15 protein-coding genes are annotated in these 13,944 nt (G+C 69.2%); 4 read left to right on the plus strand and 11 right to left on the minus strand.

Annotation, left to right across the window (positions count from 1 at the left end; translation table 11 throughout):
- Nucleotides 1-463: 463 nt before the first annotated feature.
- Both AC3A5Z_RS23285 and AC3A5Z_RS23290 read right to left on the minus strand, forming a co-directional pair.
- On the minus strand, nucleotides 464-2,128 hold the full coding sequence (locus tag AC3A5Z_RS23285) for an amidohydrolase (protein ID WP_487521656.1): 1,665 nt from the start codon (nucleotides 2,126-2,128) through the stop codon (nucleotides 464-466).
- Nucleotides 2,125-3,102, minus strand: coding sequence for an agmatinase (locus tag AC3A5Z_RS23290; RefSeq protein ID WP_487521657.1), 978 nt, complete (start codon nucleotides 3,100-3,102; stop codon nucleotides 2,125-2,127). Before AC3A5Z_RS23290 ends, AC3A5Z_RS23285 begins: the two co-directional genes overlap by 4 nt.
- Nucleotides 3,103-3,286: 184 nt before the next feature.
- Between AC3A5Z_RS23290 and AC3A5Z_RS23295 the strand changes: the two genes are divergently transcribed.
- The gene (locus AC3A5Z_RS23295) at nucleotides 3,287-3,646 is read left to right on the plus strand and encodes a bactofilin family protein (RefSeq protein WP_487521658.1); all 360 of its coding nucleotides are present in this window, start codon (nucleotides 3,287-3,289) and stop codon (nucleotides 3,644-3,646) included.
- Nucleotides 3,647-3,860: 214 nt separating this feature from the next.
- Here AC3A5Z_RS23295 and AC3A5Z_RS23300 read toward each other — a convergent pair whose 3' ends face one another.
- Nucleotides 3,861-4,265, minus strand: a complete 405-nt coding sequence (locus AC3A5Z_RS23300; RefSeq protein ID WP_487521691.1) for a PaaI family thioesterase — start codon at nucleotides 4,263-4,265, stop codon at nucleotides 3,861-3,863.
- A 69-nt stretch (nucleotides 4,266-4,334) separates the two neighbouring features.
- On the opposite strand from AC3A5Z_RS23300, the gene AC3A5Z_RS23305 reads away from it, so the two are divergent.
- A complete protein-coding gene (locus tag AC3A5Z_RS23305) occupies nucleotides 4,335-5,123 on the plus strand; it encodes an enoyl-CoA hydratase (protein ID WP_487521659.1) in 789 nt (262 codons plus the stop codon).
- 74 nt (nucleotides 5,124-5,197) lie between these two features.
- On the opposite strand, the gene AC3A5Z_RS23310 is transcribed toward AC3A5Z_RS23305, so the two are convergent.
- From AC3A5Z_RS23310 to AC3A5Z_RS23325, 4 genes are all read right to left on the minus strand, one after another.
- On the minus strand, nucleotides 5,198-6,679 hold the full coding sequence (locus AC3A5Z_RS23310; RefSeq protein WP_487521660.1) for a carboxypeptidase M32: 1,482 nt from the start codon (nucleotides 6,677-6,679) through the stop codon (nucleotides 5,198-5,200).
- Nucleotides 6,676-7,848, minus strand: coding sequence for a heme A synthase (gene ctaA / locus AC3A5Z_RS23315; protein ID WP_487521661.1), 1,173 nt, complete (start codon nucleotides 7,846-7,848; stop codon nucleotides 6,676-6,678). Before ctaA ends, AC3A5Z_RS23310 begins: the two co-directional genes overlap by 4 nt.
- Nucleotides 7,849-8,065: 217 nt before the next feature.
- Nucleotides 8,066-8,374 carry an EthD family reductase gene (locus tag AC3A5Z_RS23320; protein WP_487521662.1) on the minus strand — a complete coding sequence of 103 codons (309 nt, stop codon included), beginning with the start codon at nucleotides 8,372-8,374 and terminating at the stop codon, nucleotides 8,066-8,068.
- Nucleotides 8,375-8,545: 171 nt separating this feature from the next.
- Nucleotides 8,546-9,271: an RNA methyltransferase gene (locus AC3A5Z_RS23325; RefSeq protein ID WP_487521663.1), complete on the minus strand. Its 726-nt coding sequence runs from the start codon at nucleotides 9,269-9,271 to the stop codon at nucleotides 8,546-8,548.
- 115 nt (nucleotides 9,272-9,386) lie between these two features.
- On the opposite strand from AC3A5Z_RS23325, the gene AC3A5Z_RS23330 reads away from it, so the two are divergent.
- Nucleotides 9,387-10,010: a thiamine phosphate synthase gene (locus tag AC3A5Z_RS23330; RefSeq protein ID WP_487521664.1), complete on the plus strand. Its 624-nt coding sequence runs from the start codon at nucleotides 9,387-9,389 to the stop codon at nucleotides 10,008-10,010.
- Here the strand turns inward: AC3A5Z_RS23330 and olsA are convergent.
- The 3 genes from olsA to AC3A5Z_RS23345 all read right to left on the minus strand — a co-directional run bounded on the left by olsA (nucleotide 10,004) and on the right by AC3A5Z_RS23345 (nucleotide 11,932).
- Nucleotides 10,004-10,813: a lyso-ornithine lipid O-acyltransferase gene (gene olsA, locus AC3A5Z_RS23335; RefSeq protein WP_487521665.1), complete on the minus strand. Its 810-nt coding sequence runs from the start codon at nucleotides 10,811-10,813 to the stop codon at nucleotides 10,004-10,006. The genes AC3A5Z_RS23330 and olsA overlap by 7 nt on opposite strands.
- The gene (olsB, locus tag AC3A5Z_RS23340; protein ID WP_487521666.1) at nucleotides 10,810-11,595 is read right to left on the minus strand and encodes an L-ornithine N(alpha)-acyltransferase; all 786 of its coding nucleotides are present in this window, start codon (nucleotides 11,593-11,595) and stop codon (nucleotides 10,810-10,812) included. Before olsB ends, olsA begins: the two co-directional genes overlap by 4 nt.
- A gap of 157 nt (nucleotides 11,596-11,752) precedes the next feature.
- On the minus strand, nucleotides 11,753-11,932 hold the full coding sequence (locus tag AC3A5Z_RS23345; RefSeq protein ID WP_487521667.1) for a DUF3553 domain-containing protein: 180 nt from the start codon (nucleotides 11,930-11,932) through the stop codon (nucleotides 11,753-11,755).
- A 37-nt stretch (nucleotides 11,933-11,969) separates the two neighbouring features.
- On the opposite strand from AC3A5Z_RS23345, the gene AC3A5Z_RS23350 reads away from it, so the two are divergent.
- Nucleotides 11,970-12,566: a histidine phosphotransferase family protein gene (locus tag AC3A5Z_RS23350; protein WP_487521668.1), complete on the plus strand. Its 597-nt coding sequence runs from the start codon at nucleotides 11,970-11,972 to the stop codon at nucleotides 12,564-12,566.
- Nucleotides 12,567-12,580: 14 nt separating this feature from the next.
- On the opposite strand, the gene AC3A5Z_RS23355 is transcribed toward AC3A5Z_RS23350, so the two are convergent.
- A complete protein-coding gene (locus AC3A5Z_RS23355) occupies nucleotides 12,581-13,843 on the minus strand; it encodes a glutamate-5-semialdehyde dehydrogenase (RefSeq protein WP_487521669.1) in 1,263 nt (420 codons plus the stop codon).
- Nucleotides 13,844-13,944: the final 101 nt, after the last annotated feature.

Below are 13,944 nucleotides of genomic sequence, written 5' to 3' on the forward strand. Positions count from 1 at the left end.
AAAGCCGCAAAACAGTGAAGCTTGTCACTCTCATCATCGGAACCAAGGTCCCTAGAGAGCCGATATGCTAGCGTTCGCACGTCGAAACGACCAAACCGCCCGCATATCTCTTCAGATATCATCAATGTCAAAGAGCACGGACACAAAACAGGCTGCACGCTGAAACCTTCAGCGTAACCACCGCCTTGCATCCCGAATTTCCGTCGCTGCTGGATCGCTCCAACCGCTCCCTCGTCCGTCCGTTCCGTCTTTCGATCGTTCCGTCGTCTCGGTGAAGCGGGTTTTAGGGCGAGTACCGGGAACCCGCAAGCGGAAATTTCGGCCTACGTGACGATTTTTTGTCAGAGCCAAGGAATGCAGGGATTTTTCTCGCCCTGTGGCGCCGAAAGAGGCAGGAGATCGCCCGTCCGCCCCCCTGCCCTTCCCGGTTCTCCGCCGACTAGGGGCGCGCGAGGCGGCTCCGTCAGGCAAATCCGGGCCCCGCATGGGTGATCCGCCCGCCGCAGATCGTCAGCGCGATTCCCATCCCGCCGATCTCGCCGGGCGCCGTGCCCAGAAGATCGCCGCCGAGCAGCACCAGATCCGCCGCCAGCCCCGGGCGGATCCGGCCGGTGATCGCCTCCCGATGCGCGGCCCAGGCTCCGCCCGCGGTATAGGCCTGCAGCGTCGCAATCAGCCCCAGCCGCTCGTCGGCGCAGCCCTCGTAGGGCGCCCGGGTCAGCGCCGCCCTGATGCCGCGCAGCACCGAGACATCCGTCACCGGCCAGTCGGAGGCGAAGGCCACCGGCGCCCCCGCCTCGGCCAGGCTGCGCCACAGATAGCTGTCGCGCCAGCGGTCGCGGCCGATCACCTCCAGCGTCGGCTGCAACGGGAAGTCCATCGCGCCGGGCGGATGCGGCGGCTGCAGGCTCGCCGTGATGCCGAGTGCCCCCAGCCGGGCGATATCGGCGCGGTCGATCATCTCGATATGTTCGATCCGGTGCCGGCTGTCGCGCGGGCCATTGGCGCGCTGCGCCGCCTCATAGCCGTCGATGGTCTGCCGCACCGCCCCGTCGCCGATGGCATGCACCGCGATCTGCATGCCCCTCCGGTCGATCTCGGTGGCGATCTCGGCGAAGCGCGCGGGCGAGAACAAGGGCTCGCCCCGCAGTCCCGGCATCCCGGGATAATCGTTCAAGAGATAAGCCGTGCGGCTGTCGATCACCCCGTCCATGAACATCTTGACGAAACCCGAGGACAGCCACTCGTCGTCGAAGTCGCGCCGCATCTCCTCGGCCCGCGCCAGCGCCGCAAGCTCCATATGCGGCTTGAAGTGGAACGGCACCTTCACCCGCGCCGTCAGCCCGCCCTCGCGCTGCAAGGCCCGGAGCAGCTCCAGCGTGTAGCGGTTGCCATCCATGTTCACCATCGAGGTGATGCCATGCGCCGCGCAATGCCTGAGCCCGCGCGCCACCTTGGCCCGGTCGATCGCCTGCTCGGCCTCCGCCGGCCAGGGCGAGGGCTCCTCCCCGGTGGCGATCCCGAGGTTCAGCCGCGCCTCGCCCCCCAGCGCGATCACCGGGGCGAAGGCCTCGAACTCGCGCAGCTCGCCGGTGGCCAGCCCGTCCGGCCCCATCACCACCTCATGCCCGTGCGGCATCACCGCTCCATGCAGCACCCCCGCCGCCCGCAGCGCCGCGGTATTGGCCCAGACCGTGTGATGGTCATGCGCCGTCATGGCGATCGGCCGGTCGGCAAGGATCGCATCCAGATCCTGCCGCGTCACCGGCCGGTCGAGCATGCCGTAATCCGCCCCCTGCGCCATCAACAGCGGCCTCTCCGGATGCGCCTCGGCGAAGCCGCGGAAGGCCCGGGCCAGCGCCTCGGCCCCGTGCAGCCCGCCGATCTGCAGATGCGCCAGCTCCGCCCCGCCCAGCACCAGATGCAGATGGCTCTCGACGAAGCCCGGCAGCAGCGTCCGCCCGCCGGCATCGATCACCCGCGTCTCGGGCCCCGCCAGCCGCTCCACCTCGGCCCGCGTCCCCACGGCGACGATCCGCCCCGCGGCCACCGCCACCGCCTCGGCCTCGGGCCGCCCGGCATCCATGGTCAGGACGCGGGCATTGGTCAGGATCAGATCCTGCGTCATGCGCGCGCCCCCGCTTCAGCCATCACGCAGAGCATCTCGAACATGATGGACACCCCGAGGAAGGCCGTCCCCCCCGAGGCGTCGAAGGGCGGCGAGACCTCCACCAGATCGGCCCCGACAATGTTCACCCCCTGCAAGAGCCGCGCCACCTGCAGGGCCTGCCACGAGGTCGGCCCGCCCACCTCCGGCGTCCCGGTTCCAGGCGCATAGGCCGGATCGACGAAATCGATGTCATAGGAGACATAGGTCTCCCCCGCCCCGGCGATCTCGCGCGCCTCGGCCATCACATCCTCGACGCCGCGGGCATGGAATTCCTCGATCGGGATGATGCGGATGCCGACAGAGGCGGCGAAGTCGCGGTCCTCCCGGTCATAGGCGGTGCCGCGGATGCCGATCTGGCAGACCCGCTTCGGATCGAGCAGCCCCTCCTCCACCGCCCGGCGGAAGGGCGTGCCATGGGTATACATCGTGCCGCCGAAATAGCTGTGGAAGAGATCGGTATGGCTGTCGAAATGGATCATCCCCAAGGGCCGGTCCTTCGCCAGCGCCCGCAGGATCGGCAGCGAGCAGAGATGATCGCCCCCCGCCGTCAGCGGCAGGATGCCCAGCCGCCGCACCTCGGCATAGAAGGCCTCCATCCGCGCCAGCGTGTCCATCAGATCGCCCGGGTTCGGCCCGACATCGCCCAGATCGGCGCAGCGCAAAGCCTCGAAGGGCCGCACCCCGGTGATGCCGTTCTCCGCCCGGATCATGGTGGAGAGGTCGCGCAGCTGCCGCGGCCCGTGGCGCGGCCCGGGCCGGTTGGTCGTCCCCCCGTCCCAGGGCGCGCCGATCAGCCCGACCTGCACCTCGCCGATCCGCGGATGGTCGAGCGGCACATGCGGCAGCCGCATGAAGGTCGGCACCCCGGCAAAGCGCGGCAGATCGAACCCCGAAACCGGACGAAAAAATTGCTCATCACCTGTCGTCGACATGCCGTCTCCCTTGGCCGATTCCCGCCGGCATCAGAGCATCGCCCCCGCGCCATGTCCACGCTTGGGCGGAAATCCCCCACCAACCTCTTGACCGGGTGGCGAGCTTCGGCCTCTATCGGCTAGACCGTGCGGGCCACGCCCCACATCCTGCCTCCACAGCCGGGGGCGCGAGAGAGGGAAAGACATGCAGAACAAACCCGCCGATCCGGGCCCGCAGCGCAACGGCTCCAATGCCTCGAAATCGACGCTCGGCGCCGATCTCAAGATCGTGGGCGACATCACCTCCGCCGGCAGCATCGAGGTGATGGGCGAGGTCGAGGGCACGATCACCGCGCGCGGCCTGATGGTCGGCCCCGACGGCAAGGCGACCGGCACTGTCAGCGCCGAAACGGTAGAGGTGCGCGGCCAGCTCGACGGGCGGCTCTCCTGCTCGAACCTGATCGTGCGCGCCGCGGCGCAGATGACCACCGATGTCACCTATCGCAGCGTGGTGATCGAGAACGGCGCCACCGTTGACGGCCGCTTCAAGCATACCAAGGACTGACGAAAGGCAGGCAGGCGCCGCGCCTGCCCCTCACCTTGCAGAAATATCCTCGGGGGGCGCCGGGCCGAAGGCCCGGCCGGGGGGCAGACAGCCCCCCGTCGCCCGAAGCCCCGGGGCACCACGCGCACCGCTCCGGCGCGCTAAAGTTTTCCAGAAAAACTTTTGCAAAATCCTTCCTCAAGGATTTTGCCCCGCCCCTACCCCGGCGCGGCGCTCAGCGCGGCGGGATGGAATAGGTCAGGCTCGCCCGCGCCACCGGCTCGTCCCCGCCCTCCGACCAGATCAGCACATCGCCCACCGCCAGCACCCGCCCCAGCTTCAGGATGCGCGGCCGCGCGATCAGGTCGCGCCCCGCCGAGGGCTTGCGCATGAAATCGATCGAGGCCCCGGTGGTCACCGCCAGCGCCACCGGCCCGATCCGTGACAGCAGCGCCAGATAGAAGGCCACATCGGCCAGCCCGAAGATCGACGGCCCCGAGACCGTGCCCCCCGGCCGCAGATGCCGCGGCTGCACCAGCAGCCGCAGCGCCAACGCCTCGCCCTCGCCCTCCAGCGCGAAATCCCCGGCCACCTCGGGAAAATCCCGTTGCAGGAAGCCCGCAAGCTCCGCCCCCGTCATTGCCTGCACCCTGGCTTCCCTCCCCGCATCGCGCCCGCTAGGCTGCGGCAAACCGGGGAGGAAGACAAGATGACCGAGATCCTGCTGCGCCAAGACGAGGGCGGCATCGCCACGCTGACCCTGAACACGCCCGCCAGCCTCAACGCGCTCTCCGACGCGATGCTCGACGCGCTCTCCACATCCTTCGAGGCACTGGCCGAGGACGGCTCGATCCGGGTGATCGTGCTGCGCGGCGCCGGCAAGGCCTTCTGCGCCGGTCACGACCTGAAGGAGATGCAGGCCGCCCGCGCCGCCCCCGACAGGGGCGCCGCCTATTTCGCCGATCTCTTCGCCCGCTGCGGCGCGCTGATGCAGCAGATCCCGCGCCTGCCGCAGCCGGTGATCGCCGAGGTCCATGGCATCGCCACCGCTGCGGGCTGCCAGCTCGTCGCCAGCTGCGACATGGCCGTGGCCGCCGAAGGCACCCGCTTCGGGGTGAACGGTGTGAACATCGGCCTGTTCTGCTCCACCCCGATGGTGGCGCTCAGCCGCAACCTGCCGCGCAAGCAGGCCTTCGAGCTCCTGACCACCGGCGCCTTCCTCGACGCCGCCCGCGCCCGCGAACTGGGCCTCGTCAACCGCGTCGTGCCGCAGGACACCCTCGCGCAGGAAACCCGCGCCCTGGCCGAAACGGTCGCGGCCAAGCTCACGGCGGCGGTGAAGATCGGCAAGCGCGCCTTCTACGAGCAGCTGGAGATGGATCTGGCCGGGGCCTATGCCCATACGGCGGAGGTCATGGCCGGGAACATGCTCTGGCGCGACACCGAGGAAGGCATCGCGGCCTTTCTGGAAAAGCGCAAGCCGGACTGGTCGCTCTGACGGAAGACGCGGGGGACTGCCGTCCCCCGCACCCCTGCGGATATCTATGCCAAGATGACGCAGGAAACCGGCCGTCAGAGCCGGTAGATGTCGCGGAACTTCGTTTCCAGATAGTCGAGCAGCGGCCCTTCGCTCGGCTCGAAGCCGCAGGCCCGGGTCACCAGCTCGTGCGGGGTGTAGAGCCCGCCATGCCGCTGCAGGTTCTCCCTGAGCCAGCCGGTCGCCCCCCGGGTCTCGCCCCGCGCCAGCGCCTCGTCGAGATCGGGCACCGCCTCGCGCAGCGCCTGCATCAGGCAGCCAGCGTAGAGATTGCCCAGCGTGTAGGTCGGGAAATAGCCGAAGAGCCCGACCGACCAGTGCACATCCTGCAGCACCCCATGCGAGGGCCGGTCCACCGCCACGCCGAAATCCTGCAGGAAGCGGGCGTTCCAGGCCTCTTCCAGATCGGCCACCTCCAGCGTGCCGCGGATCAGCCCGCGTTCCAGATCGAAACGCATCATGATGTGCAGGTTGTAATGCACCTCGTCGGCCTCGGTGCGGATGAAGCCGGACTGCACCCGGTTCACCGTGCCGTAGAAGGCCTCGGCATCCGGCAGGCCCAGATCGCCGAAGCGTTCGCTCATCCGCTGGAACAGCCAGCCGGTGAAGGCGCGGCTGCGGCCGAGCTGGTTCTCGTAGATCCGGCTCTGGCTCTCGTGCACCCCCATCGAGGCGCCCGCCCCGATCGGGGTCAGCGCGTAATCGGGGTCGATGCCGAGCTCGTAGCAGGCATGGCCGACCTCGTGCACCGTCGAGTAGAAGCAGTTGAACGGATCGGTCTCCACCACCCGCGTGGTGATGCGCACGTCGCTGCCGGACCCCGAGGAGAATGGATGCACCGCCATGTCCATCCGCCCGCGCGTCCAGTCATAGCCGAAGGTCGCGGCCAGATCGCGCGCCATGCGCACCTGCGCCTCGAGCCCGAAATGACCCTGCAGCGGCGCGGGCTGGTAGGGGGCCCCCAGCACCGCCTCGCGCAGCGCCACCAGACGCGGGCGCATCCGGTCGAACATCGCGCCCAGCGTGGCCGCGGTGGCGCCCGGCTCGTAATCGTCGATCAGGGCGTCGTAGCGGTCGCGCCCGTCGGCCAGCGCCGCCGCCTCCTCGCGCTTCAGCCGCACCACCTCGGTCAGCGTCGGCAGGAACAGCGCCACGTCATCCGCCGCGCGCGCCTCGGCCCAGATGCCCTGCGCGGTCGAGGTGACGCGGGCGATCTCCTGCGCCAGCCGCGAGGGCACCTTCGTCGCCCGCGTGTGGCTGCGCCGGATCAGCCGCAGCTGGGCCGCATCCTCGTCATCCTCGGCCGCCGCCGCCATCAGCCAGTCGGCGATGCGCGGATCGGTGCGCCGCTCGTGCAGCACGCCTTCCAGCGCCGCCATCTCTTCCGAGCGCTGCTCGGCGGCGCCGCGCGGCATCATGGTTTCCTGATCCCAGCCCAGACGGCCGGCGACTTGCGCCAGCGCCTCGGTCTGGCGCTGGAATTCCATCAGCTCGGTGAAGGCGATATCGGCACTCATACGGTTCCCTTTCGGATCGACCCCACGCGGGGATATTGCGCCAGATGCCGCAGGCGGATGATCAGCACCCAGAGGATCACCGCGCCGACCTGATGGCTGATCGCCGCATGCCACTGCGCCGCCGTCAGCACGGCACCGATGCCGAGCGCGATCTGCGCCAGCATCATCAGCCCGACCATGTGCCCGGCCCGGCGGGTGGCGCGATGCACCGACTTGCGGGCGACGATCCAGACGCCGACGCCGAACAGCGCCAGCACATAGCCGGTCATCCGGTGGACGAACTGCACGAGGCCGGGGTTGTCCAGGAGCCCGACCCAATATTGCGGGTCGGAGAGCGCGGTGACGCCCGGCACATAGAGCGCGTTCGAGGGGAAGAACTCGCCGTTCATGTCGGGCCAGGTCGGAAAGCCACGGCCGGCGTCGATGCCGGCGACCAGCGCGCCAAAGACGATCTGCACGAAGGCGAGATGCATGAGCCCCGTCGACATGCCGAAGAGCTTCGCCTCGCGCTGCCGCCGTGCCTGGATCAGCTCGGCCTCGCTGCGCCCGAGGAGGAAGACATACCAGGCGATGAAGCCGAGGATCAGGAAGGCGAGGCCCAAGTGGGTCGCCAGCCGGTAGGATGCGACCGTGACCTGGTTTTCCTGCAGGCCGGAGGCCACCATCCACCAGCCGATCGCCCCCTGCAGCCCGCCGAGCGTACCCAGGAGCAGCAGCCGCGGCACCCAGCCGCGCGGGATCTTGCGCGCGACGAGGAAGCCGAAGAAGCCGAGCGCCCAGACGAGGCCGATCACCCGGCCGAGCTGCCGATGGCCCCATTCCCACCAGTAGATCGTCTGGAAGGCGGTCAGGCTCATGCCGCTGTTCTGCAACTGGTATTGCGGGCTGGCGCGATACTTGTCGAACTCCACCATCCAGGCCGCGTGGTCCAAGGGCGGCATGGCGCCGGTGAAGGGCTTCCACTCGGTGATCGACAGGCCGGAATCGGTCAGCCGGGTCAGCCCGCCGACGACGATCATCACCATGACCAGCGCGAACAGCAGCATCAGCCAGAGCCGGATGCCCCGCCGCGCCCCGCCATGACCGCGGTCGATGCCGCCCGCCTGCGGCACCGGCGCCTTCGCCCCCGTGCCGACCTCTTCGAATATGCTGCGCTTCTTCAATGCCATCCCGGGCTCCCGTGTCGCGCGGGAGACTAGGCCTGCCACGCCCCCGCTTCAAGGCCCGACCGTCCTGACCGCCCCCGTGCCGCAGCGGGAAGCGGGGGGTGCGCCGCTTGGGGGCATCGAGCCCCCGCGCGCCGCCGCTGCCGCCCGCCCTTTGCCCGAGGCTCCGCCCGCGGCGGGCCGGGGAGCCTCCGGCGGGGATATTTGCGGACAGAAAATGTCAGGCGGGCGCGTCGTCGAACATCAGGATGTCGACGCCCGCCGTGGCGAAGACATCGAGATCGGCGACGGCCGCGGCGCCCTCGGGGCTGCCGAGCGCGGCCTGCAGCGTGCCGATGTCGTCGAAGCCGAGGATGGCGACCAGATGGTAATCCGACGCCCCGCCCGGCGCCAGCACCGGGCCGGTGCTGATCTCGTAGCTGCGCAGCCCCGGCAGTTGCCTGGCGATCGGGACATGCGTCTCGCGGTAGTAGCTGTTGAAGGTTTCGGCATCGGTCGGTGTCTTGTACATCACGACGAGTCTGGCCATGGCTCCTCCCAAAGCGTTGCGGCTGCCGCGCCAGTCTGGCACGGAACGCCGCGCGGAGCCATTGCCGGGGCCTCATCCTAAAGGCCGGGGTGAGGGGGTTGCCGAAAGGTTAAGGGTTTTCAGATCATCGTTTTGAATCAGCGGCTTGGCCCGCGTTTCACGCGTGAAACGCTATTGCTTCAGCTTCCAGGCGATCTGGCGCAGCATGCCGTGCAGGGTCTGGACATCGGCCCGGGTCAGGTTCAGCCGCGACCACATGTTGCGCAGGTTGAGCTTCATCCCGGCCTCCTTCTCGGCGGGATGGAAGAAGCCGGCCTCGGCCAGCCGGTCCTCGAAGTGATCGCCCAGCTTCTCCACCTCGATGCCGCTGGCGAAATCGGTGCGGGCCATCTCCATCACCTCGGGCGGCACCTCCACCGTCTGGCGGCGCCATTCATAGGCGGTCAGGAGCACGCATTGGGCGAGGTTGAGCGAGAAGAACTCGGGGTTCACCGGCACCGTGATGATCGCATTCGCCAGCACCACATCCTCGTTCTCGAGCCCGGTCCGCTCCGGCCCGAACAGAACCCCCACGCGTTTTCCGGCGGCGGTCAGGGCGCGGGCGTGTTCCATCGCCCGCTCGGGGGTCATGATCGGCTTCGTGAGCTCGCGGCTGCGGGCGGTGGTGGCGAAGAGATAGTCCACGTCGGCGGTGGCCGCCTTCACGTCGGGAAAGAGCCCCGCGTGGTCAAGCAGCCGCCCCGCCCCGCTCGCCATGGCGACGGCCTTGGGGTTGGGCCAGCCGTCGCGTGGATCGACGATCCTCAGCCGCTCGAGGCCGAAGTTCAGCATGGCGCGGGCCGAGGCGCCGATGTTCTCGCCCATCTGGGGCCGCACGAGGATGAAGACGGGGTCCATGGCATTTCTCCGGGGTTTCGCGCCTCCTACGGGAAAGCGGGGCCGCCGCGCAATGGGATTTCCAATCCGTCCCGGCTTCGGCTATAGCCTCCGCCACCCCTACCGGAGTTTCAGCATGGCCGATACCGAGCGCCCGCAGATCTACCTCGTCACCCCGCCCGAGTTCGAGCTGGAGCTCTTCCCGCAGCGCCTCGCCGCGGTGCTCGACGCGACCGAGATCGCCTGCATCCGCCTCTCGCTCGCCACCCGCGACGAGGACCGGGTCGCCCGCGCCGCCGACGCGCTGCGCGAGGTGGCCCATGCCCGCGACGTGGCGCTGGTGATCGAGAACCACGTGCTCTTGGTGGACCGGCTGGGGCTCGACGGGGTGCATCTGACCGACGGGGCGCGGTCGGTCCGCAAGGTCCGCAAGGATCTGGGCGGCGATGCCATCGTCGGCGCCTTCTGCGGCGTGACCCGGCACGAGGGGATCTCGGCCGGCGAGGCGGGGGCGGATTACGTCGCCTTCGGCCCGGTGGGCGAGACGCCGCTGGGCGACGGCAGCCGCGTCGAGTTCGAGCTGTTCGAGTGGTGGTCGGAGATGATCGAGGTGCCGGTGGTGGCCGAGGGCGCGCTGACGGCGGAGCTGGTGGCGCAATTCGGCCCGGTCACCGACTTCTTCGGCATCGGCGAGGAGATCTGGCGCGCAGAAGACCCGGTCGCGGCGATGCGGGCGCTGCTCGCGCCGCTGGATCAGTAGAACCCGGCCCGTACCACCGTCTCGCAGGCCCGCGCCAGCTCCTTGCGGTCGGCGAAGGCGTCGACCGGGAGGGGCTCGTTGAAGCGCACCTCGACCGAGCCATGCCGGGGCGCCGCCAGCATCGCGAGCAGGTGGCCGGCGAAATCCATGTCGCCCCACCAGCCATAGAAGCGCGGATCCTCGCCCGGTGGCGGGCGGTAGATCACCGTCACCGGCTGGATCGCCAGCTCGTGCTGCAAACCGTGAGTGAAGAAGGCGGCGAAGAGCGTTGACTTGAAGGGCAGAATCCGCGTCGCGTCGGTGCTGGTGCCCTCGGGGAAGAACAGGATGCGGTGGCCTGCCCGGAGCCGGTCCTCGAAGAGCTGCTGCTGCACCTTCGCCTCGCGCCCCCGTCGGTTGATGAAGACGGTCCCGGTCGCCAGCGCCAGCCAGCCGATACCCGGCCAGGACGAGACCTCGGACTTCGAGACGAAATAGACCCGCTGGCAGGCGTTCAGCGTAAAGATGTCGAGCCAGGAGCCGTGATTGGCGACGATCGCCCCTTTCCCCGCCATCGGCCGACCCGAGACCCGGTAGCCCATGCCGAGGATCAGGAAAGCCGCGCGACAGACGGCTTGGGTGATCCAGGGGGTGACGGGGCGGTTCAGCCCGCAGAGCGGCCGCTCCACCAGCCGCACCGCCAGCAACAGGAGAAGCCCGCCATAGGTGACCAGCGCCAGCGCCGTCCCGCGCAGGATCACCCGCAGCCAGCCCGCAATCCCGGGCCGCCGCGCCGCCATCCGCCCCTCGAGCCAGTCGCTCATGTGGCCTGTGCCGGACGGCGGGCGTAGAATTCGCGATGCTTTGCCGACATCTGCGCCGTGTCCATCACCAGACAGACATCGGTGGTGTTGAAGGCGCGGTCGATCCAGGCCCCCTCGCCGACGCAACCGCCGAGCCGCAGATAGGCCTTGATCAGCGCCGGTGTGGCCAGCATCGCCTGCCGCCGGTCGATGACCTCAAGCGGCAGCAGATCCATGCGCTGCCCCGCGCCGGGCCGGGCCGTCACCCGCAGCGCGGTGGGGGCGAGGTGGTTGTGATGCAGATAGGACAGCGGCTGCGCCAGCGCCGCGAGATCGGTGCCATGAAAGCTCGCCGTGCCGAACAGCACCTCGGCGCCATGCTCGGCCACATAATTGGCCAGCCCGTTCCAGAGGTGGAACATCGCAGCCCCGCCGCGATAATCGGGATGCAGGCAGGAGCGCCCCAGCTCCAGCAACCTGCGCCCGGACCGCTTCAGCGGGCCGAGATCGTATTCCCCCTCGGAATAGAACCGCCCCTCCCGCGCCACCCGCTCGCCCGGCAGCAGCCGGTAGACGCCCACCACATCGTCGAGCGCCGCGGCATCGCGCCGGTCGTCGATCAGCAGCAGGTGGTCGAAGAGCGGGTCGAAGGCGTCGCGCTCCAGCCGGGCGTCGTGATCGACCAGATCGCCGTCGCCCCCGAGCTCGGTCACGAAGACCCGGTAGCGCAACCGCTGCGCCGCCCTCAGATCGCGGTCGTCGCGGGCAAGGCGCAAGCTGAGATGCGGATCGTCGGCAATCATGTCCAGCCCCCCTGCCCGGATCGCAGCGTTACTTAGAAGCTGCCCCCGGCGATTGCAACTCCGCGGCCCTGCGGCCTGGGGTGGCGGCGGCGCAACTCCCCTGCGACCAACACGCCACCTGTGCAATCTTTACTTGTAATCAATGCAGGGTGCCATATTATCCTTGTATATCAAAGACCATCCGCAGGTCCACGTGTCTGCCGTCGATCACGACCTTTCCGGCGTGTTCAAAATTGACCGTGATCCGCCCGCCGATGTTCGATTGCACCTGCCCGAGACCCCAATCCGGCTCGCCCGGATGACGCACCAGCATACCCGGTTCCAGCAACGCATTCATTTCCAGTTCCTTCCAGCGCACGAGTGGAGTTCAGTACATGCCCGACAAGCCCGATCTCGCCGCCCTCCTCGGGTCGCGCATCTGCCACGATCTTATCAGCCCGATAGGGGCCATCGGCAATGGGGTGGAGCTTCTGATGATGGACGGGCAGGTGAAGGGGCCCGAGATCGCGCTGATCTCGGAAAGCGTCACCAGCGCCAATGCCCGCATCCGCTTCCTGCGCGTGGCCTTCGGCGCCGCGGCCGGCGACCAGCGGATCGGACGTCCCGAGGTGCAGACCATCCTCACCGACCTCGGGCGGGGCAGCCGTCTCGCAATCGACTGGCGCAGCCCGGCCGAGCTGTCCCGGCGCGAGGTGAAGCTCGCCTTCCTCTTGATCCAGTGCCTCGAGACGGCGATGGCCTATGGCGGGCGCATCAGGGTGGACCGGAGCGAGACCCGCTGGGCGCTGACCGGCAGCGCCACCAAGATGAAGATCGACCCCGCGCTCTGGGAACTGCTGTCGAACCCCCGCGCCGCGCCGGAGATCTCGGCGGCACAGGTGCATTTCGCGCTGATCCCGGGCGAGCTGCAGCGGCAGAACCGCCGCCTGATCGCCGACCTGCGCGAGCAGGAGATCCGCCTCGGCTTCTGAAGGGGGGCGCGGCCTCAGCCGCGCACCGTCCCGTCGCCGGTCACCAGATATTTGAAGCTGGTGAGCTGCTCCGCCCCCACCGGCCCGCGCGCATGCATCTTGCCGGTGGCGATGCCGATCTCGGCCCCCATGCCGAACTCGCCGCCATCGGCGAATTGCGTCGAGGCGTTGTGCAGGAGGATCGCCGAATCGAGCCGCTGGAAGAAGCGCTCGGCCACCGCGGCATCCTCGGTCAGCACCGCCTCGGTGTGGTTCGAGCCGTAGCGGCGGATATGGGCGATGGCCTCGTCCACCCCGTCGACGAGCTTCGCCGCGATGATCATATCGAGGAATTCCTTGCCGAAATCCTCGGGGCTCGCCGGCACCGTGCCGGAAATGGCGGCCAGTTCTCCCTCGGCCCGCACCTCGACCCCCGCGGCCAGCAGATCCTCGATCAGCACGGCGCCATGCCGGGCATAGAAGGCACGGTCCATCAGCAGACATTCCGCCGAGCCGCAGATCCCGGTGCGGCGGGTCTTGGCATTCAGCACCACCCGGCGCGCCTTCTCCAGATCGGCGGCGCCATCGGCGTAGACGTGGCAGATGCCCTCCAGATGGGCAAAGACCGGCACCCGCGCCTCGCGCTGCACGAGGCCGACCAGCCCCTTGCCGCCACGCGGCACGATCACGTCGATGAACTCGACCATGCGCAGCATCTCGGTCACCGCCGCGCGGTCGCGGGTCGGCACCAGCTGGATCGCATCCGCCGGCAAACCCGCCGCGGTCAATCCGGCCTGCAGACAGGCATGGATCGCGCCGGAGGAATGAAAGCTCTCCGACCCGCCGCGCAGGATCACCGCGTTCCCCGCCTTGAGGCAGAGCGCCCCGGCATCCGCCGTCACATTGGGCCGGCTCTCGTAGATCACCCCCACAACGCCCAAGGGCGTGCGCACCCGGCGGATGTGGAGGCCCGAGGGCCGGTTCCACTCCGCGATCACCGCGCCGACCGGATCGTCCTGCGCCGCCACGGCGCGCAGCCCCTCGGCCATTGCCGCCACCCGCGGCTCGTCGAGCCGCAGCCGGTCCATCATCGCTGCCGAGAGACCCTTTTCGGCGCCATGCGCCAGATCGAGCGCATTGGCCGCGATGATCTGCGCCCGCCGGTCCCAGAGCACCTCGGCCGCCGCGACGAGCGCCGCGCGCTTGGTCTCGGCTGGGGCAAAGGCCAACTCCGCCGCCGCCGCCCGCGCCCGCGCGCCGATCGCCTGCATCAGCCCTGCAACCTCACCGCCGTCCATCGCCCTGCCCTCTCTTCCTTGTCCAAATATCCCCGCCGGAGGCTCCGACGCCCGGCACAGGCGCCACACCCGGCGTTGCACGAGCGGCCAGATCCGGGTCC

The sequence above is a fragment of the Cereibacter sp. Soil_C_27 genome (genome assembly GCF_057657095.1).

What these genes read in the sequence shown, in the direction of transcription:
- AC3A5Z_RS23285 (WP_487521656.1), bottom strand. Translation starts at nt 2,128, where the DNA reads ATGACGCAGGATCTGATCCTGACCAATGCCCGCGTCCTGACCATGGAT.
- AC3A5Z_RS23290 (WP_487521657.1), bottom strand. Translation starts at nt 3,102, where the DNA reads ATGTCGACGACAGGTGATGAGCAATTTTTTCGTCCGGTTTCGGGGTTC.
- AC3A5Z_RS23295 (WP_487521658.1), top strand. Translation starts at nt 3,287, where the DNA reads ATGCAGAACAAACCCGCCGATCCGGGCCCGCAGCGCAACGGCTCCAAT.
- AC3A5Z_RS23300 (WP_487521691.1), bottom strand. Translation starts at nt 4,265, where the DNA reads ATGACGGGGGCGGAGCTTGCGGGCTTCCTGCAACGGGATTTTCCCGAG.
- AC3A5Z_RS23305 (WP_487521659.1), top strand. Translation starts at nt 4,335, where the DNA reads ATGACCGAGATCCTGCTGCGCCAAGACGAGGGCGGCATCGCCACGCTG.
- AC3A5Z_RS23310 (WP_487521660.1), bottom strand. Translation starts at nt 6,679, where the DNA reads ATGAGTGCCGATATCGCCTTCACCGAGCTGATGGAATTCCAGCGCCAG.
- ctaA (WP_487521661.1), bottom strand. Translation starts at nt 7,848, where the DNA reads ATGGCATTGAAGAAGCGCAGCATATTCGAAGAGGTCGGCACGGGGGCG.
- AC3A5Z_RS23320 (WP_487521662.1), bottom strand. Translation starts at nt 8,374, where the DNA reads ATGGCCAGACTCGTCGTGATGTACAAGACACCGACCGATGCCGAAACC.
- AC3A5Z_RS23325 (WP_487521663.1), bottom strand. Translation starts at nt 9,271, where the DNA reads ATGGACCCCGTCTTCATCCTCGTGCGGCCCCAGATGGGCGAGAACATC.
- AC3A5Z_RS23330 (WP_487521664.1), top strand. Translation starts at nt 9,387, where the DNA reads ATGGCCGATACCGAGCGCCCGCAGATCTACCTCGTCACCCCGCCCGAG.
- olsA (WP_487521665.1), bottom strand. Translation starts at nt 10,813, where the DNA reads ATGAGCGACTGGCTCGAGGGGCGGATGGCGGCGCGGCGGCCCGGGATT.
- olsB (WP_487521666.1), bottom strand. Translation starts at nt 11,595, where the DNA reads ATGATTGCCGACGATCCGCATCTCAGCTTGCGCCTTGCCCGCGACGAC.
- AC3A5Z_RS23345 (WP_487521667.1), bottom strand. Translation starts at nt 11,932, where the DNA reads ATGAATGCGTTGCTGGAACCGGGTATGCTGGTGCGTCATCCGGGCGAG.
- AC3A5Z_RS23350 (WP_487521668.1), top strand. Translation starts at nt 11,970, where the DNA reads ATGCCCGACAAGCCCGATCTCGCCGCCCTCCTCGGGTCGCGCATCTGC.
- AC3A5Z_RS23355 (WP_487521669.1), bottom strand. Translation starts at nt 13,843, where the DNA reads ATGGACGGCGGTGAGGTTGCAGGGCTGATGCAGGCGATCGGCGCGCGG.